This window comes from Phenylobacterium sp., assembly GCF_046463815.1.
Lineage (GTDB): Bacteria > Pseudomonadota > Alphaproteobacteria > Caulobacterales > Caulobacteraceae > Phenylobacterium.
This window is the reverse complement of sequence record NZ_JBKBRO010000004.1, coordinates 26,002-51,542: the sequence shown is the minus strand read 5'-3', so window position 1 is coordinate 51,542 and position 25,541 is coordinate 26,002. Positions and strand designations below refer to the sequence as shown.

At 70.0% G+C, this 25,541-nt stretch carries 36 protein-coding genes and 1 riboswitch; of the genes, 9 read left to right on the top strand and 27 right to left on the bottom strand.

The genetic code is table 11. The features are described from left to right. Positions 1 to 72: 72 nt before the first annotated feature. The gene (locus tag ACK4TT_RS03485; RefSeq protein ID WP_410212451.1) at positions 73 to 1,653 is read left to right on the top strand and encodes an ABC-F family ATP-binding cassette domain-containing protein; all 1,581 of its coding nucleotides are present in this window, start codon (positions 73 to 75) and stop codon (positions 1,651 to 1,653) included. Here ACK4TT_RS03485 and ACK4TT_RS03480 read toward each other — a convergent pair. From ACK4TT_RS03480 to ACK4TT_RS03465, 4 genes are all read right to left on the bottom strand, one after another. Next, the gene (locus ACK4TT_RS03480) at positions 1,650 to 1,937 is read right to left on the bottom strand and encodes a DUF1330 domain-containing protein (RefSeq protein ID WP_410212450.1); all 288 of its coding nucleotides are present in this window, start codon (positions 1,935 to 1,937) and stop codon (positions 1,650 to 1,652) included. The two genes, ACK4TT_RS03485 and ACK4TT_RS03480, sit on opposite strands and share 4 nt — an antisense overlap. Beyond that, on the bottom strand, positions 1,934 to 2,356 hold the full coding sequence (locus tag ACK4TT_RS03475) for a PaaI family thioesterase (RefSeq protein ID WP_409641275.1): 423 nt from the start codon (positions 2,354 to 2,356) through the stop codon (positions 1,934 to 1,936). Before ACK4TT_RS03475 ends, ACK4TT_RS03480 begins: the two co-directional genes overlap by 4 nt. Further along, positions 2,356 to 2,862 (bottom strand): 6,7-dimethyl-8-ribityllumazine synthase, encoded by a 507-nt coding sequence (locus ACK4TT_RS03470; RefSeq protein ID WP_409641272.1) that lies wholly within the window; start codon positions 2,860 to 2,862, stop codon positions 2,356 to 2,358. The genes ACK4TT_RS03475 and ACK4TT_RS03470 overlap by 1 nt, the downstream gene beginning before the upstream one ends. Before the next feature lie 86 nt (positions 2,863 to 2,948). Then, positions 2,949 to 3,121, bottom strand: a riboswitch (FMN riboswitch). A 68-nt stretch (positions 3,122 to 3,189) separates the two neighbouring features. Next, entirely contained in the window at positions 3,190 to 3,372 is a 183-nt protein-coding gene (locus tag ACK4TT_RS03465; RefSeq protein WP_410212449.1) for a hypothetical protein, read from the bottom strand. Between the two features lie 31 nt (positions 3,373 to 3,403). Between ACK4TT_RS03465 and ACK4TT_RS03460 the strand changes: the two genes are divergently transcribed. After that, positions 3,404 to 3,526 (top strand): hypothetical protein, encoded by a 123-nt coding sequence (locus ACK4TT_RS03460; RefSeq protein WP_410212448.1) that lies wholly within the window; start codon positions 3,404 to 3,406, stop codon positions 3,524 to 3,526. A gap of 120 nt (positions 3,527 to 3,646) precedes the next feature. On the opposite strand, the gene ACK4TT_RS03455 is transcribed toward ACK4TT_RS03460, so the two are convergent. Genes ACK4TT_RS03455 through ACK4TT_RS03445 form a run of 3 tightly spaced genes read right to left on the bottom strand, consistent with a single transcriptional unit; the run spans position 3,647 to position 5,513 of the window. After that, positions 3,647 to 4,090 carry a flagellar basal body protein gene (locus ACK4TT_RS03455; protein WP_410212447.1) on the bottom strand — a complete coding sequence of 148 codons (444 nt, stop codon included), beginning with the start codon at positions 4,088 to 4,090 and terminating at the stop codon, positions 3,647 to 3,649. Then, complete coding sequence (locus tag ACK4TT_RS03450) at positions 4,090 to 4,395, bottom strand: rod-binding protein (protein WP_409641263.1); 306 nt, start codon at positions 4,393 to 4,395, stop codon at positions 4,090 to 4,092. Before ACK4TT_RS03450 ends, ACK4TT_RS03455 begins: the two co-directional genes overlap by 1 nt. Next, positions 4,395 to 5,513: a flagellar basal body P-ring protein FlgI gene (locus ACK4TT_RS03445; RefSeq protein WP_409641260.1), complete on the bottom strand. Its 1,119-nt coding sequence runs from the start codon at positions 5,511 to 5,513 to the stop codon at positions 4,395 to 4,397. The genes ACK4TT_RS03450 and ACK4TT_RS03445 overlap by 1 nt, the downstream gene beginning before the upstream one ends. Positions 5,514 to 5,713: 200 nt before the next feature. Between ACK4TT_RS03445 and ACK4TT_RS03440 the strand changes: the two genes are divergently transcribed. The 3 genes from ACK4TT_RS03440 (at position 5,714) to ACK4TT_RS03430 (ending at position 8,852) form a co-directional block, all read left to right on the top strand. After that, complete coding sequence (locus ACK4TT_RS03440; protein ID WP_409641257.1) at positions 5,714 to 6,145, top strand: flagellar assembly protein FliX; 432 nt, start codon at positions 5,714 to 5,716, stop codon at positions 6,143 to 6,145. 92 nt (positions 6,146 to 6,237) lie between these two features. Beyond that, a complete protein-coding gene (gene dksA, locus ACK4TT_RS03435; RefSeq protein ID WP_409641254.1) occupies positions 6,238 to 6,666 on the top strand; it encodes an RNA polymerase-binding protein DksA in 429 nt (142 codons plus the stop codon). Positions 6,667 to 6,806: 140 nt separating this feature from the next. Beyond that, entirely contained in the window at positions 6,807 to 8,852 is a 2,046-nt protein-coding gene (locus ACK4TT_RS03430; RefSeq protein ID WP_410212446.1) for an NAD(+) synthase, read from the top strand. Between the two features lie 109 nt (positions 8,853 to 8,961). Here the strand turns inward: ACK4TT_RS03430 and ACK4TT_RS03425 are convergent, their stop codons facing one another. Then, positions 8,962 to 9,099, bottom strand: a complete 138-nt coding sequence (locus ACK4TT_RS03425) for a hypothetical protein (protein ID WP_410212445.1) — start codon at positions 9,097 to 9,099, stop codon at positions 8,962 to 8,964. 101 nt (positions 9,100 to 9,200) lie between these two features. Here ACK4TT_RS03425 and ACK4TT_RS03420 point away from each other — a divergent pair, with 101 nt between their 5' ends. After that, positions 9,201 to 10,151: a LysR substrate-binding domain-containing protein gene (locus tag ACK4TT_RS03420; RefSeq protein ID WP_410212444.1), complete on the top strand. Its 951-nt coding sequence runs from the start codon at positions 9,201 to 9,203 to the stop codon at positions 10,149 to 10,151. Here ACK4TT_RS03420 and ACK4TT_RS03415 read toward each other — a convergent pair. Beyond that, positions 10,148 to 10,756, bottom strand: coding sequence for a TIGR00730 family Rossman fold protein (locus tag ACK4TT_RS03415; RefSeq protein ID WP_409641243.1), 609 nt, complete (start codon positions 10,754 to 10,756; stop codon positions 10,148 to 10,150). The genes ACK4TT_RS03420 and ACK4TT_RS03415 overlap by 4 nt on opposite strands. A gap of 166 nt (positions 10,757 to 10,922) precedes the next feature. Here ACK4TT_RS03415 and ACK4TT_RS03410 point away from each other — a divergent pair, with 166 nt between their 5' ends. Continuing rightward, positions 10,923 to 12,752, top strand: a complete 1,830-nt coding sequence (locus ACK4TT_RS03410) for an ABCB family ABC transporter ATP-binding protein/permease (RefSeq protein WP_410212496.1) — start codon at positions 10,923 to 10,925, stop codon at positions 12,750 to 12,752. Here ACK4TT_RS03410 and ACK4TT_RS03405 read toward each other — a convergent pair. Genes ACK4TT_RS03405 through ACK4TT_RS03395 form a run of 3 tightly spaced genes read right to left on the bottom strand, consistent with a single transcriptional unit; the run spans position 12,749 to position 17,601 of the window. Beyond that, complete coding sequence (locus ACK4TT_RS03405; RefSeq protein WP_410212443.1) at positions 12,749 to 13,276, bottom strand: GNAT family N-acetyltransferase; 528 nt, start codon at positions 13,274 to 13,276, stop codon at positions 12,749 to 12,751. The two genes, ACK4TT_RS03410 and ACK4TT_RS03405, sit on opposite strands and share 4 nt — an antisense overlap. Positions 13,277 to 13,278: 2 nt before the next feature. Next, positions 13,279 to 16,506: an efflux RND transporter permease subunit gene (locus ACK4TT_RS03400; RefSeq protein WP_409641237.1), complete on the bottom strand. Its 3,228-nt coding sequence runs from the start codon at positions 16,504 to 16,506 to the stop codon at positions 13,279 to 13,281. Positions 16,507 to 16,533: 27 nt separating this feature from the next. Then, a complete protein-coding gene (locus ACK4TT_RS03395; protein ID WP_409641234.1) occupies positions 16,534 to 17,601 on the bottom strand; it encodes an efflux RND transporter periplasmic adaptor subunit in 1,068 nt (355 codons plus the stop codon). A gap of 229 nt (positions 17,602 to 17,830) precedes the next feature. On the opposite strand from ACK4TT_RS03395, the gene ACK4TT_RS03390 reads away from it, so the two are divergent. Continuing rightward, a complete protein-coding gene (locus ACK4TT_RS03390; protein ID WP_409641231.1) occupies positions 17,831 to 18,271 on the top strand; it encodes a VOC family protein in 441 nt (146 codons plus the stop codon). A 212-nt stretch (positions 18,272 to 18,483) separates the two neighbouring features. Beyond that, positions 18,484 to 19,728: a tyrosine-type recombinase/integrase gene (locus ACK4TT_RS03385; protein ID WP_410212442.1), complete on the top strand. Its 1,245-nt coding sequence runs from the start codon at positions 18,484 to 18,486 to the stop codon at positions 19,726 to 19,728. Here ACK4TT_RS03385 and ACK4TT_RS03380 read toward each other — a convergent pair. From ACK4TT_RS03380 to ACK4TT_RS03310, 15 genes are read right to left on the bottom strand one after another with little or no spacing between them, the layout of a single operon-like run. Continuing rightward, positions 19,725 to 19,904, bottom strand: a complete 180-nt coding sequence (locus ACK4TT_RS03380; RefSeq protein ID WP_410212441.1) for a helix-turn-helix domain-containing protein — start codon at positions 19,902 to 19,904, stop codon at positions 19,725 to 19,727. The genes ACK4TT_RS03385 and ACK4TT_RS03380 overlap by 4 nt on opposite strands. Then, entirely contained in the window at positions 19,901 to 20,524 is a 624-nt protein-coding gene (locus tag ACK4TT_RS03375; protein ID WP_410212440.1) for a hypothetical protein, read from the bottom strand. Before ACK4TT_RS03375 ends, ACK4TT_RS03380 begins: the two co-directional genes overlap by 4 nt. Next, positions 20,521 to 20,754, bottom strand: a complete 234-nt coding sequence (locus ACK4TT_RS03370) for a helix-turn-helix domain-containing protein (RefSeq protein ID WP_410212439.1) — start codon at positions 20,752 to 20,754, stop codon at positions 20,521 to 20,523. The genes ACK4TT_RS03375 and ACK4TT_RS03370 overlap by 4 nt, the downstream gene beginning before the upstream one ends. Further along, positions 20,755 to 21,135 (bottom strand): hypothetical protein, encoded by a 381-nt coding sequence (locus ACK4TT_RS03365; protein WP_410212438.1) that lies wholly within the window; start codon positions 21,133 to 21,135, stop codon positions 20,755 to 20,757. It abuts the gene before it with no gap. Then, positions 21,125 to 21,613 carry a hypothetical protein gene (locus tag ACK4TT_RS03360; protein ID WP_410212437.1) on the bottom strand — a complete coding sequence of 163 codons (489 nt, stop codon included), beginning with the start codon at positions 21,611 to 21,613 and terminating at the stop codon, positions 21,125 to 21,127. Before ACK4TT_RS03360 ends, ACK4TT_RS03365 begins: the two co-directional genes overlap by 11 nt. Further along, positions 21,606 to 21,908 (bottom strand): hypothetical protein, encoded by a 303-nt coding sequence (locus ACK4TT_RS03355; RefSeq protein ID WP_410212436.1) that lies wholly within the window; start codon positions 21,906 to 21,908, stop codon positions 21,606 to 21,608. The genes ACK4TT_RS03360 and ACK4TT_RS03355 overlap by 8 nt, the downstream gene beginning before the upstream one ends. Then, positions 21,901 to 22,137 (bottom strand): hypothetical protein, encoded by a 237-nt coding sequence (locus tag ACK4TT_RS03350; protein WP_410212435.1) that lies wholly within the window; start codon positions 22,135 to 22,137, stop codon positions 21,901 to 21,903. Before ACK4TT_RS03350 ends, ACK4TT_RS03355 begins: the two co-directional genes overlap by 8 nt. Then, a complete protein-coding gene (locus tag ACK4TT_RS03345) occupies positions 22,130 to 22,384 on the bottom strand; it encodes a hypothetical protein (protein ID WP_410212434.1) in 255 nt (84 codons plus the stop codon). The genes ACK4TT_RS03350 and ACK4TT_RS03345 overlap by 8 nt, the downstream gene beginning before the upstream one ends. Before the next feature lie 34 nt (positions 22,385 to 22,418). Continuing rightward, positions 22,419 to 23,129 (bottom strand): hypothetical protein, encoded by a 711-nt coding sequence (locus ACK4TT_RS03340; RefSeq protein WP_410212433.1) that lies wholly within the window; start codon positions 23,127 to 23,129, stop codon positions 22,419 to 22,421. Continuing rightward, a complete protein-coding gene (locus ACK4TT_RS03335; protein WP_410212432.1) occupies positions 23,126 to 23,443 on the bottom strand; it encodes an acyl carrier protein in 318 nt (105 codons plus the stop codon). The genes ACK4TT_RS03340 and ACK4TT_RS03335 overlap by 4 nt, the downstream gene beginning before the upstream one ends. Continuing rightward, on the bottom strand, positions 23,440 to 23,739 hold the full coding sequence (locus tag ACK4TT_RS03330; protein ID WP_410212431.1) for a hypothetical protein: 300 nt from the start codon (positions 23,737 to 23,739) through the stop codon (positions 23,440 to 23,442). Before ACK4TT_RS03330 ends, ACK4TT_RS03335 begins: the two co-directional genes overlap by 4 nt. After that, a complete protein-coding gene (locus tag ACK4TT_RS03325; protein ID WP_410212430.1) occupies positions 23,736 to 24,401 on the bottom strand; it encodes a hypothetical protein in 666 nt (221 codons plus the stop codon). The genes ACK4TT_RS03330 and ACK4TT_RS03325 overlap by 4 nt, the downstream gene beginning before the upstream one ends. After that, positions 24,394 to 24,690, bottom strand: coding sequence for a hypothetical protein (locus tag ACK4TT_RS03320; protein ID WP_410212429.1), 297 nt, complete (start codon positions 24,688 to 24,690; stop codon positions 24,394 to 24,396). The genes ACK4TT_RS03325 and ACK4TT_RS03320 overlap by 8 nt, the downstream gene beginning before the upstream one ends. After that, positions 24,687 to 25,298, bottom strand: a complete 612-nt coding sequence (locus tag ACK4TT_RS03315; protein WP_410212428.1) for a hypothetical protein — start codon at positions 25,296 to 25,298, stop codon at positions 24,687 to 24,689. Before ACK4TT_RS03315 ends, ACK4TT_RS03320 begins: the two co-directional genes overlap by 4 nt. Then, positions 25,295 to 25,528, bottom strand: a complete 234-nt coding sequence (locus ACK4TT_RS03310; protein ID WP_410212427.1) for a hypothetical protein — start codon at positions 25,526 to 25,528, stop codon at positions 25,295 to 25,297. The genes ACK4TT_RS03315 and ACK4TT_RS03310 overlap by 4 nt, the downstream gene beginning before the upstream one ends. Positions 25,529 to 25,541 lie beyond the last annotated feature (13 nt).

Genomic DNA, 25,541 nt, shown 5'->3' with positions numbered 1-25,541 from the left:
GAAGGAGATCGCCCATGCGCCTGACGACGGACATCCGCTCCGCCCGCCACGTCCTCGCGCACACGGTCGACCATGCCCGCCTTCCTGACCCTCGATTCCCTGAACTACGCCGCCCCTGACGGCCGGCGTCTCCTCGACAACCTGACCCTCGCCTTCGGGGCCGAACGCACCGGCCTCGTGGGGCGCAACGGCGTGGGCAAGACCACGCTCGTCCGCCTGATCCTGGGCGAGCTTCAGCCCTCGGGCGGAAGCGTGAGCGTGCGCGGGCGGCTTGGCGTGCTGCGACAGGCCCTGGCCCCGCCGCCCGGGGCGGCCGTGGCCGATCTGCTGGGCGTGGCCGAGGCGCTGGCCCGGCTCCGCCGCGTCGAGGCCGGGCAGGGGACGGACGACGACCTCGCCCAGGCCGATTGGACGCTCGAACCGCGGCTGGAGGCCGCCCTGGCCGACGTGGGGCTTCCAGGCCTCGACCCCGACCGCCCGGCGGCGACCCTGAGCGGAGGACAGGCGACGCGGGCGGCGCTGGCGGGCCTGATCGCCGCCGAGCCGGACCTGCTGATCCTGGACGAGCCGACCAACAACCTGGACGCCGAGGCCCGCGTCCTGGTCGCCGAGGTGCTGGGCCGTTGGAAGGGGGGCGCGATCGTGGTCAGCCACGACCGGGCGCTGCTGCGCCGGATGGATCGCATCGTGGAGCTGACCGGCCTGGGCGCCGAGGTCCACGGCGGCGGCTACGACCTCTACGCCGAGCGAAGGGCCGAGGCCGAGGCGGCCGCCCGGCGCGCGCTGGCCGACGCCGAGAAGGACCTGGCCCGCGTGGCCCGCGAGGCCCAGGTCGCCGCCGAGCGGAAGGCGCGGCGCGACGCGGCCGGGCGGCGGTCCCGGATGGGCTCCAGCGATCCGAAGATCCTTCTCGATTTCCGCGCCGAGCGGGCCGAGGCCAGCGGCGGGCGCCAGGCGCGCCTGGCCGAGCGGCTGAAGGCCAACGCCGCCCAGGCTCTCCAGGCGGCCGAGGCGCGGGTGGAGCGCGTGCGGCGCCTGGCCTTCGATCCGCCGCCGTCGGGCCTGGCGGCCGGCAGGACCGTGCTGGCCTTCGAGGATGTCGGCTTCGCCTGGCCGGGCGGGACGCCGGTGTTCTCCGGCCTGTCGTTCAGGATCGCAGGCCCCGAGCGGATGGCGGTGACCGGTCCCAATGGCTCGGGCAAGACGACGCTGATCCGGCTGGCGGCCGGCGACCTGGAGCCCACGGCCGGCCGCGTCGTGCGGGGCGTCCCCGCCGCCTTCCTCGACCAGAAGACGGCGTTGCTGCGCGGCGAGGAGATGCTGGTCGAGGCCTTCCGCAGGCTCAATCCCCGCGCCACCGAGAACGCCGCGCGGGCGGCTCTGGCGCGTTTCCTGTTCCGCAACGTGGCGGCGGACAAGACCGTCTCGGCGCTGAGCGGCGGCGAGCGGCTGCGCGCGGCGCTCGCCTGCGTGCTGTTGGGCGACCGGCCGCCCGGCCTGCTGATCCTGGACGAGCCCACGAACCATCTCGACCTGGACAGCATCGGCGCCGTCGAGGCGGCCTTGCGGGGCTACGACGGCGCCTTGCTGGTGGTGAGCCACGACGCCGACTTCCTGGAGGCCGTCGGCGTCGTGCGCGAGGTGCGGCTCTAGAGCTCCTCCGACAGCACCACGATGGCTTCCGAGCCGGCGATGCGGTCTTCGGCGATTTTCCGGTACTCCGGCGAACCTGCCCAGGTCAGGGCCGCCTCCCGGCTCTCGAAGGCCATGAGGACGAGCTTGCGGCCGTCCCACGGGCCCTCCAGCACCTCCGGCGTCTCGTTGGAGACGAGGAGGCGTCCGCCGTACTGCCTCAGCACCGGCATGAAGGCTGCGGCGTAGCGGCCGTAGGGCTCCCGGTCGTGGATCGCCACCCGGGCCATGACGTAACAGGTCATCCTTGCATCCTCCGCACCACGCGGAACACGCCGTTGGCCCGCGCGCAGGGCTGGCCGTCGGCGGTGACGAACGCCTGGGCGAAGCAGAGCGTCGAGCCCGGCCGCACGAACACGGTGTCGAACTCCAGCCACTGGCCGACCAGGGCGCTCCCGAGGAAGTCCACGTTGAGGTTCACCGTCACGAGGCTCGCCACGCCGCCCAGCCGGCGGGCGCAGGAGAGGCCCATGGCGTTGTCGGCGAGGGCCCCGATCAGCCCGCCGTGGACGAAGCCGCGGCTGTTGGTGTGGGCCGATCCCGCCCGCAGGCCGAGGATCACGGTGTCGCCGGCCGTGCGGCTGAAGAGCGGCTCCCACGGCTCGGTGAGCGGGCTCCCGCGGTCGTGGGGCGAAAACCCCGCCGGGATGTCGAGCACGTCCATCACGCCGCTCCCGCGATGCGGGCGAGGCTCTCCAGCGCGCCCTGGCAGGCCCGGGCGGCCTCGGCGCCCTTCACCCGGAAATGGCCGTGGAAGAAGCGCTGGTGGACGTCGTGCTCGTGGAAGTGATGCGGCGTGAGCACGACCGAGAAGACCGGCGTTTCCGTGGCAAGCTGCACCTGCATCAGGGCCCGGATCACCGTCTCGGCCACGAACTCGTGGCGGTAGATGCCGCCGTCCACCACGAAGCCCGCCGCCACGATGGCGGCGTACCGGCCGGTGCGGGCAAGCGTCTGGGCGTGCAGCGGAATCTCGAAGGCGCCGGGCGTCTCGAAGACGTCGATGGCGCCGGGCGGGAAGCCCAGGGCCTCCATCTCCTCGCGGAAGCCGGCGAGGGCTTCGCGCACGATCTCCCCGTGCCAGAGGGAATGGACGAAGGCGACGCGCGCGGCGCGGAAGGCGCCGTTGGCGGTGGGGTACTCGTGGGGAACGTGCTGGATTTGGGTCATGGTCTTCTCCCTGACCGGGTCTGAAGGAACCACGACTCAGGGAGAGGCCGCGCACGCGCGCGGACGGATTCCGCCCGCGACGACGCGACCGTTCTCATAACCGGACTATACCGTCGGCCCCGGGATCGCACCGGGTCTGCTCGTCCCTGGAACCTTCCTATGGCGAAGGCCCAGGCGCCCGCGGGCTCGTCCCTCCTTCGCCGAGGCTTCGGAGGGCATTACCGCCGGTGGGGAATCTCACCCCGCCCTGAGAACGCAGGCCGCCGGAACATCCGACGGCCCGCACAAGGTAGCCCCGTTACGCCGGGGCAAACAAGCGTTTGACGTTCAGGCGGCCTTCGCGCGGCCCAGGACGTCGTCGCGGACGCTCTCGGCGATGTTCGCGACTTCGCCGATCTCGGCGTCGCCGACGCCCAGCTCCTTCAGGGTGGCGGCCAGGTTCTCGACCACGGCGTCGAAGTGGCTGTCGTCCAGGCCGCGGGCGACGAGGTGGGCGTGGCCGCGGCGCATGTCGGCGCCCGAATAGGCGTTGGGGCCGCCGGTGTGCCGGCTGAAGCACAAGCTGAACGCGGCCCTAGAGGCCTACCTGACCGTGCTGGACGACTGCACCATCGCGGAAATGGCGGCGAACGGGGCCGAGCTGCGGGGCCTGCTGAAGCTCTAGGCCCAATGGGATATTCGAAGGCCCGCAAAGACCATCCGAAGAGCCGGGAGCCCCCTTTCTCTCCTCCCCCACTGGGGCAGGAGAGAGGACGGGTCGGACGGCTGCCGATGAATTTGGACCCTAGGCCCGCTGGTTGAGCGTGATGGCCGTGGCCGTCCCGTCGGTCGAGGCGCGGGCCGAGGGGCCGTAGGAGACGCCGCGCGTCCGCTGTTTGGCGACTTCCTCGGCGATGGCCTTCACCAGGCCCTCGGTCACCGTCTTGGCGGCCTCGAGCGCGCGGCCCTGGCGGGCGAGCACGGCGTCGAAGGCCTCGGTCGCGCGGACCAGGCGGGTGCGCTGGGCCAGGGGCGCGCCGGACACCAGGGTGGGGTCGGCCCGCACCCGGGCGGACTCGTGCCGGTAGAGATTGGCCAGGCGGCTGGTCTCCTCGTGCAGGGCGGCGGCGTCCTGCGGGCGGCGCTGCTCGAAGGCCTGGGCCTGCTCGGCCACGAGTTCGGTCAGGCGCTCGGTCAGGATGATGAGCTGTTCGACGCGGTCTTCGGCGTTGCTGGCGGCGATGGCCATCAGGCGAGCCCCTGGAGCTTGAGGATTTCACGTTGGACAGTGTCGGCCAGGCCGATGCCGCCGTGGCGGGCCATCTGCCTGCCCATGGCCTCGGTCATGAGGGAACGGAACATGGTCTCGCCCGGGCCGCCGCCGAAGGGGCCCTCGACGTCGGTCCCCTCGAACATCGGTTGCAGCATCACCGACAGGAACTGGGCCTCGAACTCCTCGGCGGTGTCGCGGATCTTGGCGCGCTTGGCGAGCTCGGCCGCCGAGGGCGTGACTGGCGTCATGGTGAAGGCGGGGGGGACGGCCAGGTCGCTCATCACATCACCTCGATTTCGGCCTGCAAGGCGCCGGCGGCGCGGATGGTCTGGAGGATCGAGATCATGTCCCGGGGCGTGACGCCCAGGGCGTTCAGCCCGGCCACCAGGTTGGAGAGCGAGGCGCCCGACTTCACGGTCAGGAACTGGCGGCCGCGCTCCTCGTCGACGCTGATGTCGGTCTGCGGAACCACCGCGGTCTCGCCGGTGCGGGCGAAGGGGCCGGGCTGGCTCACCGCCGGCTGCTCGCGGACGGTGATCGTCAGATTGCCCTGCTGGATGGCGACGGTGGAGACGCGGACGTTCTCGCCCATGACGATCACGCCGGCGACCTCGTCGATGACCACCTTGGCCGGCGCGTCCGGCTCGACCGCCAGGTTCTCGACCTGGGCCATGAAGCCGATGAGGTCACCGCCGGCGGGCCGCAGCGAGACGATGGTGGGGTTCTCGGCCACCGCGCTGCCGGGGAAACGGGCGTTGATCGCGTCGGCGATGCGCCGGGCCGTCGTGAAGTCCGGATTGCGCAGGGTCATGCGCATCTGGTCCATGTGGGCGAGCTGGAAGCCCGTTTCCAGTTCGACGCTGGCCCCACCGGCGATGCGCCCGGCGGTCGGCACGCCCTTGGAAACCGACGAGCCCGATGCGCCCGAGGCGCTGACCGAGCCGGTCTGCACCGTGCCTTGCGCCACAGCGTAGGCGCGTCCGTCGGCGCCCAGCAGCGGGGTCACCAGCAGCGAGCCGCCCTGCAGGCTCTTGGCGTCGCCGAGCGCCGAGACGCTGACGTCGATCTGGGAGCCCGGCGCGGCGAACGCCGGCAGCTTGGCCGTGACCATCACCGCGGCGACGTTCTTGGTGTTGAGCTGGGCGTCGCGCGTATTGACCCCCAGGCGCTCCAGCATGGCTTCCAGGCTCTGCTTGGTGAAGGGCGCGTTGCGCAGGGCGTCGCCCGTGCCGTTCAGGCCGACCACGATGCCGTAGCCGACCAGCATGTTCTCACGGACCCCCTCGAACTCGACGATGTCCTTGATCCGCGACTTGGCGGACGCCGGCTGGGCGGCCACGCCGCCGAAGGCCAGGGGAACGGCGAAGAGGAGGGCGCTGAGAGCTTTGAACCGACGCATGGGGACCCTGGCGAAGCTGCTTCGCTCACGCACATGCGAGGGGCGTGCCAGTCGGCTGGTGGCGAAAAATACAAGTAAAAACAAAGGGTGCATCTGCCGCCGCGGCGTCTTCGCCCCGGCAGAAATTGCCGCCCGTTAACCATGCTGCAAGTTTGGCCGGCGAAGCTCGACCTCAGGTTGGAGAGGGTTGGCGTCCACCCATGAAAGTCACTGGTGCAGGCGGCGTATCCGCGACCACCGGCGCGCGTCCGGCGCGCGGCGGGGGAGGCGAGGGCTTTCGTCTCCCCGCGGCCGGCGGCGCGAACGGGCCGGCCCAGGCGGCTGCCGTGTCGGCCGCGGCGGGGATCATGGGCGTCGAGGCGCTCATCGCCCTGCAGGAGGTAGGATCGCCCCTGGAGCGCCGCCGCCGCTCGGTGGCCCGCGCGGGGCGCATCCTCGACGTCCTGGAAGGCCTCAAGGTCGCGCTGCTCGGCGGCGAGCTCGGGCCGGACGATCTCGAGCGTTTGCGCAGGGCCGTGCGCGAAGAGCGTTCCTCGACGGAAGATCCTCGGCTAGAAGGACTCCTCGACGAGATCGAGACTCGCGCGGAGGTAGAGCTGGCGAAGCTGGAAATGGCGGCCCGTGCGGCGTAATCGCCCCGGAGACTGGTTGCCGTTGAAACCGGCGTTCGTTTTGCTATACAGCCCCCGCGTGTCTCAGGGCGTCCAGGGGGCGTGAGGTTTTCATGAAGACAGCCGCAGTTCTGGCTGAGAGTCCTGAATACCGTCCTTCCGAGGACGAGGAGTTCATGAACGAGCGTCAGCTTGAGTATTTCAAGCAGAAGCTCCTGAAGTGGAAAGAGGACATTCTCCGCGAATCTCGCGAGACGCTGTCCCATCTCCAGAGCGAGACCGAGAACCACCCGGATCTGGCCGACCGCGCCTCTTCCGAGACAGATCGGGCTCTTGAACTCCGCACGCGGGACCGTCAGCGGAAGCTGATCTCCAAGATCGACGAGGCGCTGCGCCGGATCGAGGACGGCTCCTACGGTTACTGCGAGGAGACTGGCGAACCCATCGGCATCGCCCGGCTCGAGGCCCGGCCGATCGCCACCCTCAGCCTGGAAGCCCAGGAGCGGCACGAGCGCCGCGAACGCGTCCACCGCGACGACTGATTGAACGGCCCCTGTTCGGGGCCGTTTTCGTTTCTGCGGCGTTGAAGGACGGGCGCGGGCGTGGCGGCTTTGCCGTGACGTATCGGCGGGCTAGTATATGCTCAAAATGAGCATTTCCCCGGGCCGGACACGGAGCCGTCGTGACCAAGTCGTTCTACGCCATCCACACCCACGGCTTTGTCCGGGTCGCGGCCTGCACGCCGCGCGTCGCGGTGGGCGATCCGGGTTTCAACGCCGCCGAGACCCTGCGCATGGCGAAGGAGGGGGACGCCGCCGGTTGCGACCTGATGCTGTTTCCGGAGCTTGGGATCAGCGCCTACGCCATCGACGACCTGCACCTGCAGGACGCTCTGCTGGACCGGGTGGAGGCCGAGATCGCGGTCCTGGCCGAGGCCAGCGAGAAGCTGGCGCCGGTCCTGGTGGTGGGCGCGCCGGTCCGCCGCAACGGGCGGCTCTACAACTGCGCCGTGGTCATCGCGCGCGGACGCATCCTGGGCGTCGTGCCAAAGAGCTTCCTGCCCAACTACCGCGAGTACTACGAGAAGCGCTGGTTCGCCCCGGGCCAGGGCCTGGAGGGCCTGGACGTCGACATCGCCCACCAGACCACGCCGTTCGGGACCGACCTCGTCTTCGAGGCCCGCGACCTGAGGGATTTCATCTTCCACGCCGAGATCTGTGAGGACTTCTGGGCGCCCAACCCGCCCTCGACGCAAGGGGCGCTGGCCGGGGCGCTGATCCTCTGCAACCTGTCGGCCTCGAACATCGTGGTGGGCAAGGCCGACGAGCGGGCGCTGCTCTGCGCGTCCCAGTCCACCCGCTGCCAGGCGGCCTATCTCTACTCCGCCGCCGGGCCGGGGGAGAGCACCACCGACCTCGCCTGGGACGGCCAGGCCAGCATTCATGAGCTGGGCCGCGAACTCGCCTGCACCGACCGCTTCCCGACCGAGGCCCAGATGGCGGTGGCCGACATCGACGTCGAGAAGCTGCGCCTGGAGCGGATGCGCACGCCGACGTTCAACGACGCGGCGATCGCCGCCGGCCATCCCGAGCGGCGCTTCCGGCGCGTGCGGTTCGACCACAAGCCGCACTTCAAGGACGTGGGCCTCCGGCGGCCCATCGACCGCTTCCCCTTCGTGCCGGACGACCCCGCGCGCCTCGACAGGGACTGCTACGAGGCCTTCAACATCCAGGTGGCGGGCCTGGCCAAACGCCTGGAGGCGACGAAGAGCCGCCACATCACCATCGGCGTCTCTGGAGGGCTGGACTCCACCCACGCCCTGATCGTCGCGGCCAAGGCCTTCGACCGGCTGGGGCTGCCCCGCGCCAACATCCTGGCCTTCACCATGCCGGGCTTCGCCACCAGCGAGGGGACGAAGGCGAACGCCTGGGCGCTGATGAAGGCCATCGGCGTGACGGCCGAGGAGATCGACATCCGCCCGGCGGCGAAGCAGCTGCTCAAGGACCTGGGCCACCCGTTCGCCAAGGGCGAGCCGGTCTATGACGTGACCTTCGAGAACGTGCAGGCGGGCCTGCGCACCGACTACCTGTTTCGCCTCGCCAACCAGCGGAATGGCTTCGTCCTGGGGACGGGCGACCTGTCCGAGCTGGCCCTGGGCTGGTGCACCTACGGCGTCGGCGACCAGATGAGCCACTACAACGTCAACGCCTCGCTGGCGAAGACGCTGATCCAGCACCTGATCCGCTGGGTCGCCAAGACGGGGCAGTTCGACGCCGCGGCCTCCGAAGTCCTGCTGTCGGTGCTGGACACAGAGATCTCGCCCGAGCTGGTGCCGGCCGACGCCACGGGCGCCATCCAGAGCACCCAGGCCAGGATCGGCCCCTACGAGCTGCAGGACTTCAACCTCTACTGGATCACCCGCTACGGGCTTCGGCCGTCGAAGGTGGCGTTCCTGGCCTGGCACGCCTGGAAGGACGCGGGGGCCGGCCATTGGCCGCCGCACTTCCCGGAGGAGGCGCGCAACGCCTACGACCTGGCGGCCATCAGGAAGTGGCTGTCGCTGTTCCTGTTCCGCTTCTTCGAGATCAGCCAGTTCAAGCGCTCGGCCATGCCCAACGGGCCGAAGGTGGTCTCGGGCGGGAACCTGTCGCCCCGCGGCGACTGGCGGGCGCCCTCGGACGGGACCGCCCGCGTCTGGATCGAGGAGCTGGAGGCCAACGTCCCCTAGAGCACGATGGGGTCAGATGGAATCATCTGACCGCTGAATCGTGCTCTAGATTCAAAAGTGTAGAGCGCGTTCTGGCGGCGAAACCGCTCCCACTTTCGCCTAACGCGCTCTAGCAGGCGATCGTCGTCGGCTTCGGCAGGGGGCGCCGCTTCGGCGTCCGCTGGGCCAACCTGCGCAGCGCCGGCTCGATCCAGAGGACCCAGTAGCCGAACGGAACGTCCTTATGGATCCTGTGCAGCTCTTCCATGACCCGCTCCTGTGGTTAGGCTCGTGTTGTAGGGAGGAGAAATGGGTCCGGTAACGCGGATCGACAAACGGGTTCTCCTGCTGTACCCATAAGGCTTGCTTATGCCTGATCCGCTCGCCAGCATTCCGCTCAGCGCCATCCGCGTGTTCGAGGCCGCCGCCCGCCTGGGCAGCTTCACGCGCGCCGCGGGGGAGCTGGGGATCACCCAGGCGGCGGTAAGCTGGCAGGTGAAGGCGCTGGAGCGCCGGCTGGACCAGCCCCTGTTCCGCCGGCTGACGCGCGAGGTGGCGCTGACGCCGGCGGGCGAGCGCCTGGCGCGGGCGGCCACCGAGGCCATGACGGCCCTGCGCGGCGCGCTCTCCGACCTGTCGGACACCGGCGACGGCGTGCTGTCGATCACCACCCTGCAGACCTTCGCGACCCAGTGGCTGGCCGGCCGGCTCGGCGCCTTCCAGGTGGCGCATCCGAAGATCGCCGTGCGCCTCGACACCGACAACAAGGTGGCCGACCTCCTGCGGGGTGATTTCGACGTGGCGATCCGGGGCGGCCTCGGCGTCTGGCCGGGACTGGAGGCGAAGCTGCTGTTCCCGGCGGTCCAGACCGTGCTCTGTTCGGCGGCGGCGATGGCCGAGCTTGGGCCCGATCCCAGGCCCGCCGACCTGCTGCGCGCGCGCCGCATCGGCTGGGAAGGGGAGTGGAGCCAGTGGTTCAAGGCCGCGGGCGTCCGGTTCGGCGACGCCGACCCGCCGTCGGCCCCGGGCATCACCGCCGACACCCAGACCCTGGAGGTGGCCGCCGCGCTGGCCAACGGCGGCGTGGCCATCGGCTCGCCGGTGATGTTCGGCCGCGAGATCGCCGAGGGACGGCTCTTCCAGCCCTTCGAGGTCTATTTCGGCCCCAACGCCTATTGGCTGGTCTATCCGGCCGACCGGCGACGGACGCGCAAGATCGCGGCCTTCCGCGACTGGCTGTTCGAGGAGGTGGCGAAGGACCCCGCCGCCCAGAAGCTGCTGGCCCGACCGGAACTCCTGCCGCCGGCCGCCCGAGCCTAGCTGATCTTCAGGACCTCGGTCTCTTCCGACGGGGGCATGGGCTCGCCGGCCTGGGCGTAGAGGGCTGGCACGATCTCGTCCACGCGCTCGACCGCCGACCAGGCGCCCATGAAGCTGGCCGGCGTCAGCCTGGCGTCCACCGTGTGCTGGAAGAGGTCGAACAGCGGCTTCCAGAAGCCGCCCGGATTGTGGAACACCACCGGCTTCTGGTGCAGCTCCAGCCGCCGCCAGGACAGCAGCTCGACGATCTCCTCCAGGGTGCCGATGCCGCCCGGCAGGACCACGAAGCCGTCCGACTGCTCGAACATGATCGACTTGCGTTCGTGCATCGAGCCCACGATCAGGTGCTCGACGGTCTCCAGCGCCCGCTCGGCCCCCACCAGGAAGTCGGGGATGACGCCCAGCACCTCGCCGCCGGCCTCGTGCGCGGCCCGCGCCGTCGCCCCCATCAGGCCCACCCCGCCGCCGCCATAGACCAGGCGCAGCTTCGCCGCGGCGAGCGCGCGGCCCAGGTCCGCCGCGGCGGCCAGGTAGGCGGGGTCGGCGGCGTCGGACGAGCCGCAGAAGACGCAGACGGATTGCAGGCGTTCGGTCTCACGCCCCATGAACGGTCACTCCAGGAAAACGGCCCCGGAACACGCGCGCGCTTGCCAGCGCGCTCCGAAGACCCAAGTAGCTATGGCCACGTCTAAGGAGATTCAAGCAAGCCGTGTTCCCGCATTTCGTTTCCCGCGCCACGGTCGGGGCCTAGCCGCCTTGGCCCATGCCCACATGGCCCACGCCCGCTTCGGCGGGCCCGGTTCGGTCGCGCCCGCGGGGACGGCCTTCGACTTCTGGGGCTCGATGGCCGATCTCGGCCGCCTCGTCATGCGCTCGGGCGCGCCTCAGCCTCGGCTGCGGATCACGGCGGCCCTCGTCCTGGTGTTCGCGGGAAAGCTGGCCGGGGTGCTGGCCCCGGTGCTGCTGGGCGACGCCATCAACACCCTGACGCCGACCGGGCAGGGCGCGGTCCTGGTCGGCGCGCAGTTCGTGGGCCTGGCGATCGGCTTCGCGGCGCTCCGGCTTGTCGCCGCCTGCGCGCCCTACGCGCGGGACGCCATCTTCACCCGCGTCTCGCAGTCCACCATGGCCCGCGCCGCCGTCGAGAGCTTCGGTCACGCCCTCTCGCTCTCCCTCGACTTCCACCAGACCAAGCAGACCGGCGCGCTCTCGCGGGTGATCGACCGGGGCGCGCGCGCCACCGACTTCCTGATCCGCAGCCTGGTCTTCAGCCTGGGCCCGACGGCCGTCGAGCTGGTCCTGGCCATGGCCGTGATGGTCGTGCGGCTGGACTGGCGGTTCGCGGCCACCGCCCTGGTCACCCTCGTCCTCTACGCCGTCATCACCTTCAAGATCACCGACTGGCGCCTGGAACACCGCCGCGAGCTGAACGAGGCCGAGACGCGGGCCGCCGGCCTCTCGTCGGACGCGCTGATCAACTACGAGACCCTGAAGGCCTTCGGCGCCGAGCCCCGCCTCGTGGACACCTACGCCCAGGCCATGGCCCGCTATGTGGACGCCAGCTCCCGCGCCAACGGCTCGCTCAACCTGCTGAACGCCGCCCAGGCCCTGATCCTCAACGTGGGCCTGGCCGCCATGACCGTCATGGCGGGGATGCAGGTCGCCGGCGGGGACCTGCGCATCGGCGACGTGACCACGGCCATCTTCCTGCTGTCGGGCCTCTACGCGCCGCTCGGCATGCTGGGCTTTCAGTACCGCGAGATCCGCCAGGGCCTGATCGACATGGAGCAGATGGTGGCCCTGCGCGACATCCGCCCCGAGATCGTCGATGCGCCGAACGCCCGCGATCTGCCGCCGGCCACGGGGCGGGGCGCGGCCATCGCCTTCGACCGGGTGAGCTTCCGTCACGACGCCCGGTCGGTCGGGCTGATCGACGTGAGCTTCGAGGCCCAGCCGGGGCAGACCGTGGCCCTGGTCGGCCCCTCGGGCGCGGGCAAGACCACCGCCATCCGGCTGGCCATGCGGCTGATCGATCCGCAGGAGGGCGCGGTGCTCATCGACGGCCAGGACATGCGCCAGGTGAAGCTCGCCGCCATCCGCCGGACGGTGGCCCTGGTGCCCCAGGACGTGGCCCTCTTCAACGACACCCTCTACGCCAACATCGCGTTCTCGCGGCCCGAGGCGACGCCGGCCGAGGTGCGCGCCGCCGCCGACGCCGCCGAGCTTGGGCCCTTCATCGACGGCCTGCCGGACGGCATGGCCACCCGCGTCGGCGAGCGGGGCCTGAAGCTGTCGGGCGGCGAGCGCCAGAGGGTCGGCATCGCCCGCGCCCTGCTGGCCGACCCCCGCCTGCTGATCCTCGACGAGGCCACCAGCGCGTTGGACGGTCCCACCGAGGCGGCCATCCAGGAGACGCTGCGCAAGGTGAGGGCGGGGCGCACGACCCTGGTGGTCGCCCACCGGCTGTCCACCATCGCCGACGCCAACCTGATCCTGGTGCTCCGACGCGGGCGGATCGTCGAGCGCGGGACCCACGAGGCCCTGCTGGCCAACGGCGGGGAGTACGCCGCGCTGTGGCGGCGTCAGACCCGCCAGGGCTAGATGCTTTTCCCCATCCGCACCAGCGGCACGGGCGCGCCGCCGCGGGCGTCCTCGATGGCCTCGATCGGCTCGAAACCGAAGGCCGTGTAGAGGGGCAGGCCGGAGAGCGTGGCCATCAGCTCCAGGCGGCCGAAGCCCTCGGCCCGCGCCGCGTCCTCGCAGAGCGAAAGGATCAGCCGCCCGACGCCCCGCCGGGCGAAGTCGGGATGGGTGTACATGGCCCGTACGCGGGCGGGCTCGGTGGCCGGGTCCAGCAGGGCGGCGTCGCGGCCGGGGGTGTGGTCGCCGCCGTAGAGCGTGGCCCGCCGGCTCCAGCCGCCGCAGCCGGCGAGGCGGCCGTCCGCCTCGACGACGAAGTAGGTTCCGTCGGCCACGAGCTGGCGGTCCAGGCCCATGATCATGCGGCTGGAGGCGATCTGCTCAGGCGCCAGGTAGCCTTTTTGCAGCTCGCCGATGGCGGCCTCCATCACCGCCTCCAGGGCGGGCAGGTCGGCGGTCGTGGCGATCCGGTGGGCCAGCGCCACGGCTACTCGGCGGCCTTGGGGAAGTCATCGCCCAGCATCACCGGCGCCGGGCGTTTGCGCGGACCCCAGCCGAGCTTCTCGCGCAGCCAGCCGAAGCGCCGGGAATAGACCCGGGGCGCGGCCAGCATGACCGGCGTCAGCACCAGGGTCAGCAGGGTGGCGAACGACAGGCCCCAGACCACCGAGGCCGAAAGCTGCACCCACCACTCCGAGCCCGGCGCCTGGTACTCGATGTGGCCGGTGCGGAAGTTCGGGTGGATCTGGAACATCAGGGGCAGCAGGCCCACCACCGTCACCAGGGTGGTCAGCAGCACCGGCCGGAACCGCTGGGCGGCGGCCCGGACCGCGGCCTCGTCCGCCGTGTAGCCCTCGTGACGCAGGTGGTAGAAGGTGTCCACCAGCACGATGTTGTGGCCCACGACGACGCCGAACAGGGCGACGACGCCCGTGCCCATCATGATCACCGAGATGTAGTCGAAGGTGTGCAGCAGGTTCACCTGCACGCCCAGCAGCACGCCTACGGTGGACAGGATCACCGCCGAGAGCGTCACCAGCACGCCGTAGAAGCTGTTGAACTGCCAGAGCAGGATCACGAACATCATGAACAGCGCGGCGGCCATGGCGGCCATGAAGAACTGCGCCGCCTCCTGGCCCTCCTCGTCGGCGCCGCTGAACTTCCAGCGCACGGAGGGGTCGATCGGCGCCTTCTCCAGCCAGGGCTTGAGGTCGGCGATCTTCTGGTTGGCGGCGACGCCTTCGACGGCGTTGGCCTGGACGATGACGATGCGCTGGCCGTCGCGGCGCTGGATCTGGGTGACCTGCTGGGCCGGCACGCGCTTGATGAAGTAGCTGGCCGGCACCGGGCCCTGCGGCGTGGTGATCTTGAGCTGGTTGAAGGCGCCCACGTTCCGGGCCGAGGCCGGGAAGCGGACGCGGATGTCCAGCTCGTCCTCGGCGTCGTCGGGGCGGAAGCGGCCCATCAGCACGCCGCCGGTCAGGAACTGAATGGTCTGGCCCACCGACAGGACGTCGACGCCGTAGCGGCCGGCCGCCTCGCGGTCGACGGCCAGGTTCCACTCGATGCCGGGCGAGGTGCGGTTGTCCTCCAGCTCCATCAGTTGCGGGTCGGCGGCGAGCTTGGCCTTCACGAGGTCGGCGGCGGCGTTCAGGGCGGCCGGGTCGTGGCTCTGGAGCTGGACCTGCACGTCCTTGCCGATCGGCGGGCCGTTCTGCGGGCCGCGCACCTCGATCTGCAGCCCGGGGATGTCGGTCACGCGCTTGCGGATCTCGGTCTCGATGTCCTTGCCGCGCAGGCCGAGCGCCTTGCGGCCCTCGTAGTCGAGGAAGTCCACGCGAATGCGGCCGATGGTGTCGTTGGGGGCCGAGTTCGGGCCGCCGTTGCTCGTGAAGCCGCCGGCCCGGACATAGAAGGACTCGATGCCCTTCACGCCGGTCAGGCGGCTCTCGACCTGGGCCACCAGGTCGTTCTGCGCCTCGGGCGAGAGGTTGCCGCGGGCCTTGACGAACACCGAGACGAACTCGGGATCGGCCTCGAAGAAGAACTCCGTCCGGTGCTTGGTCTCCTTGAACCAGATCGCGATGGCCAGGACGATGACCGCGGCGGCGGCCAGGGTGCGGGTCGGATGGGCTCCCAGCATGGTGATGGTCCGCGCGTACCAGCCCATGAAGCCCCTCATCTGGCGCGGGTCGCCGTGCTCGGACTTCATGATCTCGGCCAGCTCCTCCTCGTCCACGGCGGCCTTACGGCCGAAGATCGAGCCGAGGGCGGGCGTGAAGATCAGGGCCACGAAGATCGAGGCGCCCAGCACGAAGAACAGGGTCAGCGGCAGGAAGCTCATGAACTTCCCGGCGATCGAGTTCCAGAACATGAACGGCACGAAGGCGCACAGCGTGGTCAGGGTGCCGTTCACCACCGGCCAGAACATGCGCTTGCCGGCCGCGGCGAAGGCGGCCTCCTTGGGCAGGCCCTCGGCCATCTTCCGGTCGGCGTACTCCACGACCACGATGCCGCCGTCCACCAGGATGCCCACGGCCAGCACCATGCCGAACATGACCATCTGGTTCAGCGTCACGCCCATGCCGTTGATCATCAGGAAGGCGAGCAGGAAGCAGATCGGGATGGCGACGCCCACCATCAGGCCCTGGCGGATGCCGAGGCTCGCCACGATGATCAGGGTGACGAGCAGGCTGGCCATCAGCAGGCCGGATTCCAGCACCACCAGGGTGCGGCCGATGAACTCGGACTCGTCGTAGATGTAGTCGACCTTCACCGTGGAGGGCCAACGGGCGGACTCGGCCTTCACCACGCCCTTCACGACCTCCACGGTCTCGAGGATGTTGGCGCCGCCGCGCTTGGAGACCTCGAGGATGAAGGCGGGATGGCCGTTGAAGCGGCTGATCGAGCTTGCTTCCTTGAAGGTGCGGCGCACCTCGCCGATGTCGCCCACGGTGACGAGGCGGTCGCCGTTCTTCTTGATCGGCAGGGCCAGGATGTCGGCCGGTTCCTCGACCACGCCGGGCACCTTCACCGCGAACTGGCCCGGGCCCGAGCGCAGGCTGCCCGCGGGGACGAGCTGGTTGTTGCGGCCGATCACCTGGGCGAGTTCGCCGGTGGTGACGTTGTAGGTCTCCATCCGCACGGGATCGATGGTGACCTCAAGCACCTCCTCGCGGCCGCCGCTCATGTAGACCTCGAGGACGCCGGGCGTGCCCTCCAGGCGCTCCTTCAGCGCGCGGGAGACGCGGTGCAGCTCGCGCTCGGGCGCGGCGCCGGAGATGACGATGCCGATGATCGGATCGGCCGAGAAGTTCATCTCCTCGATGATCGGCTCCTCGGCGTCGGGCGGGAACTTGCCGCGGGCGAGGTCCACCTTGGCGCGGACGTCCTCCAGCGCCTTGTCCTTGTCGAAGTCGGCTTCGAACTCGAGCGTCACCACGGCCACGCTCTCGCGGGCCACGGCGTTCATCGACTTGATGCCCTGGATGGTCTGGAGCTCGACCTCCAGCGGCTTCACCAGCAGCCGCTCGGCGTCCTCCGGGCTCACGCCGGGGTAGGGGACGACGACCGAGATGTAGGGCAGGTCGATGTCCGGCTCCGACTCCCGGGGCATCCCCAGGTAGACGAAGAAGCCGAACAGGGCCGCGATGAGCGTCACGCCCAGCACCACCTTCCGCCGCTTGATGGCTCCGTCGATCAGGGCGCCGATCATCGCTTGCTCTCCAGGGTCCCCGAGGCGTCAGCGCGCCGCGACGACCCGAACCTTCTGGCCGTCGGCCACGAACGACTGGCCGACCGTGATGACGCGGACGGGCCCCGACAGGCCCTCGACCCACAGACCCTGCGGGGTTTCCTCCAGCACCGTCACCGGCGCGAAGGCCACGCGGTTGTCGGCCAGGACGTAGCGCACCCCCTGGCGGCCGCTGGCGTCCAGCACCAGGGACGAGACGGGGACGATGTGGGCCGCGCCCATGCCCGCGGCGATCTTGAGTTCGGCCGAGAGGCCCGAGCGGACATCCAGGCCCGGGTTCGGAACGATGACCTCCACGTGGTAGGTGCGGGTCTGCGGGTCGGCGTCGCGGGCCACGTAGCGGACCTTGCCGGTCAGCTTCTGGCCCGAGATCAGGGTGGCCGAGGCGGGGGCGCCCAGGCGCAGCTTGGCCGCGTCCGTCTCGGGCACGTCGCCCACCACCAGCAGCGGGTCGAGTTCGATCATCGTGCCGCACGCCTGGCCGGGCGCGAGGTAGGTCCCGATCTCGGCGTCGCGCCTGTCGAACACGCCGGCAAACGGCGCGCGGATGTCGACCTGCGACAGGGCGATCTCGGCCTGGCGCACCTGGGCCTGGGCGGCGTCGAGCGCGGCCTGGGCCTCGAGCACCTGGGTCTGCGAGCGGTAGCCCTTCTCGGCGAGCTGCTGCGCCGCCTGGCGCTGGAGCTGGCGGGAGCGGAGGTTGGCGCGGGCCTGGTCCAGGCTGGCCTGGCGCGCGTCCACCGCTAGACGGCAGAGCACCTGGCCCTTGCGGACGAAGGACCCTTCGGCGGCGGGCGTGGCGGCCACGACGCCGGCCGTCTCGGACCGGACGACGACGGCGCGGGTGGCCTCGGTGCGGCCGCGCAGCACCACGTCGACCTCGCGCGCGGTTTCGGGCGTCAGGGTGGCCTGCACGCTGGGCAGGGCCTCGGCGGTCTTGGCCTCGGCCGCGTTCGGCGTCTCGCCGCCGCCGAACAGCGAGCGGACCAGGAAGTACAGCACCGCGACCCCGATGACGGCGAGGATGAAGGCGTACTGCGGTTTCAGGCGTCGCAAGATCAAATCCCCCAGGGCCTTCGCAGCTTCCGCGACCGGCCGAGCGCGCGAAGGATTCTGTGCCCCTCGCGCTTGTGATGCCGCCGTTATGCGAGAGCAAATGAATTTGCCGTCACGCCGCGGGCGTAGAACTATTGGTCGCAGAACGAGCCTGGATTGTGAACATCGTTCGCTCGCGCCTAGCGCGACTCGTTCGGCTACGGTTTACATAGTATAGGAAAGAGCGGCGGTGCGATACCTCCACACCATGGTCCGGGTGACCAACCTCGAGGACTCCCTCGACTTCTACTGCGACAAGCTCGGCCTTAAGGAACTGTACCGCAGCGAGCACGAGGCGGGCCGCTTTACGCTCGTGTTCCTCTGCGCGCCTGGCGACGAGGAGCTGGCCAAGGCGCGCAAGGCGCCGCTGGTGGAGCTGACCTACAACTGGGACCCCGAGGCCTACGAGGGCGGCCGCAACTTCGGCCACCTGGCCTATGCGGTGGACGACATCTACGCCGTCTGCCAGCGGCTGAAGGACGGGGGCGTCGTCATCAACCGTCCGCCGCGGGACGGCCGCATGGCCTTCGTGCGTTCGCCGGACAACATCTCGATCGAACTGCTGCAGGCGGGCGACGCCCTGCCGCCGGCCGAGCCCTGGGCGTCGATGCCGAACGTGGGGGTCTGGTAGCGGCAGGCCGCGAGCAAAGACCTGGGATGTGGGGAAGGCTAGGTCTCGATGGCTCCCCGGGCAGAGTTCGCAGGAGGGCGAACGGTGGCGCATGGCCGCGCGAAAAACCCCTTGCGCGTCAAGGCCTCATGGTCAAGCGTGCGCGCCGTCGTGCATATCCGCGCACCTAAAGCACGGCTGAAACTTAGGACGGAACTTAGGACGGACTTAGGATGGCCACCCGCTCGCTGAACCGCCTGACCGACCTCGGAGTGAGGCGCGCGAAGGCGCCGGGCTGGTACGGGGACGGCGGCGGCCTCTACCTCCGAATCGGAGCCGATGGGGCCAAGCGGTGGGTGTTCGTGTTCCACCGCCTCGGCAAGCGGACCGAGATGGGGCTGGGATCGGCGCAGGATGTCGGTCTCGCCGAGGCCAGGACCGCGCGGGATGAGGCGCGGAAGCAGCTCGTCGCTGGCCAGAACCCCGTGGAGGAGCGGAGGCGGGAGCGCGAGCGCCAGGCCGCAGAGGCCGCGGCCGCAGCGCCCCGGACCTTCGCGCAGTGGGCCGAGGAGATCGCCCCCGTGCTCGCGCCCAAGGCCGAGAAGGCGAGGGCGGCCTGGGTCCGCATGCTGACCGGCTGGGTCGGCAAGATGAAGGACAAGCCGCCGGCCGAGATCACGACCGAGGACGTCCTGGCCGCGCTGAAACCGTACTGGACGACCCGCCCCGAAACCGGCCGGCGGATGCGGATGCGGATTGAGGCCGTGCTGGATGCCGCCAGGGCCAGGGGCCTGATCTCCTCGCCGTGGGAGAACCCGGCGCGGTGGAACGGCCACCTCGAGCACCTCCTGACCAAGCGCGCGACGCCGGTGCGTCACCACAAGGCGCTCCCCTACGGCGAGGCGGCGGCCTTCATGGCGCGGCTGCGGGAGAAGGAGGGCATGGCGGCCAAGGCGCTGGAGTTCACCGTCCTGACCGCGGCGCGGACGTCCGAGACGATCTTCGCCGTCTGGTCGGAAATGGATCTGGACGCCAAGGTCTGGACGGTCCCGAAAGAGCGGATGAAGAAAAGGCGGGAGCACCGAGTTCCGCTGTCGCCGGCGGCGCTGGCCGTGCTCGAAGCCGCGACGCCGCCCGAGGGGGGCAAGCCGGGGGCGTGGGTGTTCCCCAGCCTGTGGCGGCCGGGCAAGCCGCTGAGCACGGCGGCGATGGAGAGGGTGCTGGACGATCTCGGCCTGCAGGGAAGGGCCACCGTCCACGGCATGAGGTCGACGTTCCGGGACTGGGCCGGGGATTGCACGAACTTCGACAAGGAGACGATTGAGGCCGCCCTGGCGCATCTCGTCGGGGACGAGACCGAGCGGGCCTACCGCCGTGGCGACGCGCTGCTGAAGCGCCGGAAGCTCATGGAGGCCTGGGCCGGCTTCCTGGCCGAACGGGCGGGCGCCAACGTCAGGCCGTTCATCAGGCCAGGCTAGGCGGCCTTGCCCCCGCTGGCCCGGTCGATCGCGCGCTGCAGCACGTCGGCGCGGATAAGCGTCCGGCCTGCGAACTTGAACGTCGTCAACTCGCCCCGGCTAACGAGGTCATAGACCTTGCGCTTGGAGCATCCCAGGGCCCGGGCGGCCTCGTCCATGTTGTAGGAGATCTTCACGGCGCGTCTCCATTCACCAAGCCTTGAGCTTCAGAGAGGAGAGCGGCTACGCGGCGCCAGTGGCGAACCTCGATGCCATCCAGCGTCACGCCGTCGTCGGGCTGTGATGGGTGCAGGTGCGCACTGGCCTCGCCGAACGGCTCCATCCCCTCCACCATCCTACGTACTAGAGCTAGGGCGGTGTCTCGTTGGGATTCGGCGGTAGTGGCGCGTTCTCTCCAGCCGTCCACGATCCCGACGGCCTCGGACATTTCCAGCCTGCCGGTCGCCTCGCCAGCTTCGCGGGCGTACTGCGACATCAAGCGCGCGGCTTCGTCGCGAGCCGCCCGCGCCTCATCCCGCTCTTTCTCCAGGGAGGAGACATCCGGCAGCATGGCGAGAACGCGATCTGCGTTCTTGATGGCCGCAACCCACTGGCGCAGAGTTTCCGGGCCGGCGGTTTTGAAATCAGGCTCGTGGAAGCCTGCGAACAGCGCCGCGATCTCCACGCGCCGCCGGCCCACCAGTTCTTCGGTGTCAGCCATTAGAGGCTCCGTGGTGAGCGAGGGCTTCGGGCAAATGCAGAACACCGTGTTCTCGCGGCATTTCCGGCACTGGCCGAACACGTCGTACTCGCTCATGGCAGAAGGTCTCCGGCCCTCATATCCATCGCCGCCGCGATCCGCATGAGCGTCCCGGTCGGTATGTCGCTGCGACCGCTTTCGATGTTGGCGAGCTGAGCGCGACTGATCCCGGCGCGCGTCGCAACGTCCTCTTGGCGGAGTTGTCGCGCATCACGAGCTGCGCGTATCAGGGGACCTGGGCCGTGGGCGATAAGCTCGCCCGTCCCGTTGCAGTAGGGACAGCGCATCTACCCTTCCCCTTCCTTGGTGGTGGGGGTGGCGAGGGCGGCAATCATGTCTCCACGGTGCTCCAGAACGGCCTCGGCTTCGGCTCGGGTGATGCATTGAGCGACCCGAATGCGGGGATCGTCCTCACCGTCGAAAGGCCGCTCAAAGATGTCCCGCAGGCCGCCCATATCCCCCGAGGGCTTGGCTTCTGAGCGGGCGGCGTCGGGATATATCCGGTCCACACCGGCGATCAGGTCGCTTTCCCGGTCGTTCCACCCCGCGCGGTAGCCCGCTTCTCGGGCGGCGTCGAGCATCCGCGACCAGACCAACGATTCAAGCTCATCTGTCGGGGGCGCGTGCCCCATGCGCTCGAAAAGCGCCAGATCGCGTTCACTCAGCATCTCGGGTCTCCTTGAGGGCGGCGTAGGCGATCTCGACAGCGCGCCGAGCCTTCGACAGCGCAAAGGCGGGTCCTCGGCCGACGAACTCCTTGGAGCTGACGCGGCACTCGCTGTTGATCCGCTCCAGCGCCTCTCTCAGCCGCTCTACCTCTCCAGGGGCGGGGAGAAGGGCGAGGATTTCGCGGGCGGCTTCCCGTATGGCGTTGCCTTCATGCATCCCGGCCGCCACGACGCGGTTGATCTTGCGGACGTGCTCAACGAGCAGCTTTTCCACCTCTTCAGCGTCCACCGTGGGAGGGGGAGAGGCGCGGCGGTTCCAGGAGGCGATGGCTTCGTCTTTGGATGCGACGCGAAACGTAGCAACGCCGCAGGCGCAATAGACGCGCCACCCCTCGCGCTTGAGGAAGACCGGCAGTGGAAGCGCCTTCGACGTGCACCACGGATTCGGGCACGGCTTCATCTCCACGGTCTCAGCCATTCTCGGTGTCCTTGGGTTGGAGGGCGGCGCGCCATTCATCTGCCACTCGCTTGTTGTGGCGACGGCCGAAGTTCATCGAGCGCCCGTCGGCGATCTGAAGTGCTGTGGGGCCGTGTTCGAAGTCCGGGCCGTCCGGCCCCATCGTCACGTAGTCGATGATGGCCGCTGGCCTGGCACGCATGAACTCGCGCAGCACCTTGGCGGTCTGCTTCATCGGCCACGGCCCTTTCCGTACCGGCACGCAGCCCGGCTCATGCAGCACGAGCCAGAACAGGTCGGACAGCCTCTCACCCACTGGTCTTCTCCCCTTGTTGGGAGAGGAGGGCGCGGGCTTCGGCGACCTCGGTGACGGGCCGGCAACGCATCAGCGCCGGTCGGGCGACGGGGCCGAAGTCGAAGTCATCCTCGTCGTCGTCGTAGAACTCGTCCTCATCCGTCCAGCAGGCGGATTCGGGACAATGGTCGCAGCCGCAGCCTGAGAAGCCGTCGTATGCGCAACAGAGGAAGCCGCAGGCGTTACACATTGCGGTCGGTCCCTTGGGTGGACGGGGTGTAAAACCCGAGCCCCAGGAACAGCGCCGTTCGGTCAGCGTCGCCGCTGAAGTGAAGCGTCTCGCCGTCCTTGATGCGATGGTTCACGAGGTCGTAGAGGCGCAGCGCGCACCGCAGAACCTGCGTCTTCGACATGTCGTGCTCGGCCGCCCACTTTTCGACCGCCGCCATCTCCCGAGCCGGCAGATTGAGCGTCATCGTCAGCTTCTCACCGCTCATGTCTGGTCTCCTGGGGAGGGATTAGGGGTCCGCCTCATGCCGCCCTCCGTTGCGTGGTGATGTGCCGCCGGAGCTGGATCGCGATGAACTCGCTGAACGCCGGCGGGACGCCTTGGCTGATCTCGTCCGTGGTGAAGCCCCGGTCGACCAGACCCATGGCGCCCAGCATCAGCGGGCGTTTCTCCAGGCCGACGAAATCGGCGGTGCCGCGCCCGCCGGCCCGGGCGGCGCGGTTCCTCGCATGGCCGCCGTAGATCCCGATCACGGGGCTCCGGTGGGCGCATTCGAGCCTTGCCAGCGGCCAGTTGGTCTCGAACAGACGATGGCGCCTGAGCTGGTACGTCACGCCCCCAGCCTCGACGCCTAGCCCGAACATCGAGCCACAGAGCCGCACCGGATCGATCATGCAGGCCCGCACGGCCGGGCTCTCGACGTTCTCGATCACGTAGGGCAGGCCGGACGCCTGCAGCAGCTCTCGCGTGGCCGGGATGAGGTTCAGGTGCTCCTTCCCGTTCGGCGCGTGACGCAGCGCGGTCCCGAACTGGCACGGCGGGCTGGCCCAGACCGCGTCGAAGGAGCGGATGAAGCGCTGATCCAGGCTGAGCGCGTCGGCCTTGATGAACGGGCCCGGGTAGCGGGGCTGGTCGAGGAGATCGACGCCGACCACCTCCCAGCCGGCGGCCAGGAGGCCGTCGGCGACCAGGCCCGCGCCGCAGTAGAGGTCGAGGATGCGGAGGCGGGTCATGCCGCGTCCGCCTCCCTGACCTCGGCAGGTCTGGCCCTGCGCTTCGGCGCCGCCTCCGCGCCGCTGAGGCCGAGCACGCCGGCCACGTAGGCGATCACGTCCGCGACGGTGCGGAGGTCGGCCACGCGGGCGTCGTTGAGCTCGGTCTCGAACTCGTCCTCGACGGCCATGGTGACCTCGATCAGGTCCAGGCTGTCGTAGTTGAGGTCGGCGAGCGTGGTCGCGTCGGTGACCTCGTGGTCGAAGCCGGTGCTGGACTTGTAGTGGTCGGAGATGATGGCGCGGATGCGCGTGCCGAGTTCGTCTCGGGTCATGCTGCTCTCTCGAATGTGCGGAAGTAGGTGGTGGGGGCGGTGTCGACGGCGTGCCCGGCCTCGAGGACGGCGAGCGCGTCCATCCCGGTCGGGGTGACGACGTAGAGCCCGCCGGTCATGGTCACGAAACCGTCGGCGTCGAGGGCGCGGAGGATGCCCCGGACCTTGAGCTTGCGGCGGCGCCGGTTCTCCGGGTGCTGGATCAGCGCCAGCAACTCGGCGAAGGTCGAGCGCCCGTGGTCGGCGAGGTGGCGCAGGATCGGGACCGCGCGGCTGGTGGGCTTGTACCGGCTCACGGCGTCACCCGCTCGAACGTGACCACCCAGACCCACGGGTTGGCCTCCCAGGAGCCGCGGCCGTTGATCTGCTCCCAGAGAGCTCGGAAGGCGGCGCTGGCGGTCTCGAAGAAGCGCTCCCTGTGATCGGGCGTCGGGAGCCAGCTCACCGTCTTCCCGCCGTAGACCGCTGCCGGGAAGACGCCCTCGGCCTGGGCATCCGTCTCGCTGATGTCGGTCAGCCGCTCGACCCGCACGTCGGTGATGCGGAGGGTGATGCGGGAGGCCCAGCGGGGCATGTGGATGGATGGCCGCCACCCCATCCCACGAGGATCGCCCGGCGCGTCCGCCGCGTAGGCGAAGCCGCTAGGCGTATCCGCCTCGCACCACGCCTCCCGCACCCAGAGCTGGTCGCCAGGGGCGCCATAGGGGCAGCGAATGACGCGGCGGCTGTGATCGTCCACGTCTGTCTGCACGTCGAGGTGCCAGCGGTCGGTGCGAGCGATAGGGTTGTTCGGGTCGTAGGTCTCTTGGTGGATGCCCGAGAGGCCCCAGTCCATGATGTCTCGGCCGTAGTGGTCCCAGGACGGTACGCCCTTGATCACCCGCCGCGTCTGCGTCTTCCGGCCTTCCAGGATCGCGCGGACCATGGGCGCCGAGAACAGTATCGGCCGCTCACGCATCGGCGGCCTCCGTCACGATCAGGGGCGCGAACTCCTGCGGCGGCTGTCCCCAGCGGGCGTTGGCGTGGGCGACCAGGGCATGCAGGAGGTCGAGCTGTTCAGCCCGCCCGATCCGCAACGTCATTCGGTGGATGGCCCGGTCGAGCGCCTGGTAGCGGCCCTGCGACATCTCGATGCCGAGCCGGTCGCAGCGGAGAAAATCGGCCCAGGTCAAGAGGTCGCCGTAGTCGACGTCATAGTCCTGGGCGAGGTTCATCAGCGGGTAGGACCCGCAGCGCTGGGCGGTCATGCGGCCGCCCTCTCAGCTTCTTCGATCAGCCGGACCTCAAGGCTCAGGTCCGGCGCGCACCGCGGCGAGCGCGGGATCACGACGCGGGCCATCGCCTCCTCGTCGAGGTCGCCGAAGTCGGGCCGCAGCCAGTCCGCCAGCTTTCGCGCGACCGTCTCAGGATCCTTGAGGAGCTGCTCGAACTTGAACTCACGCTCGATGGGGCAGCCGGCTGCGACCAGGGCCAGACGAGCTCGGCGGCGGTCCTGCGGCAGACCGGCGATCCAGCGCCGCATGTGCGCGCGGTTCGGCTTTGCGAAGCCGCCGAGCGTGACGGCCATCTTGGCCTGGCTCTTGGCCTGCTCGACGGGGTCGCGGTCGAGCCAGAGGACGCGGCGCGGCGTCGAGGCGGCCGTCATGGGCGGCAACTGGCCGCCGTGAGCGTCCAGGAGCTTCACGCAGCGACCGGCCTGGGCGTCGAGCCACGCCGGATCGATATCGCCCTTGATCTCGTCCGGCTCGTATGCCGGAGCGCGCCCGGCGCCCGGGATGCCCCCGGCGGCCAGCATGTTCATGGTCAGGGTGGTGCCGCAGCGGCCGAGGCCGGCGACAATGACGACGGGCTTCATGCGTCGGCTCCGAGCCGATCCTCGTCGGGGAGGTCAGCGATGGCGGTGGGAGAGGTGAGGGCGGACATCGCCCAGGTGGCGGACTTGGCGGCATGGGCGCAGTCCGCCTTCGTCACGCCGTAGCTGACGACGTGGATGCGCTCGCCGTCGAAGCCGAGCACTACGACTTGGCGCAGGCCCTGGGCGTCGGCGAGCGCCTTGGCTGCTGAAATGGGGACGCGCTTAGCCATCGCGACGCACCGC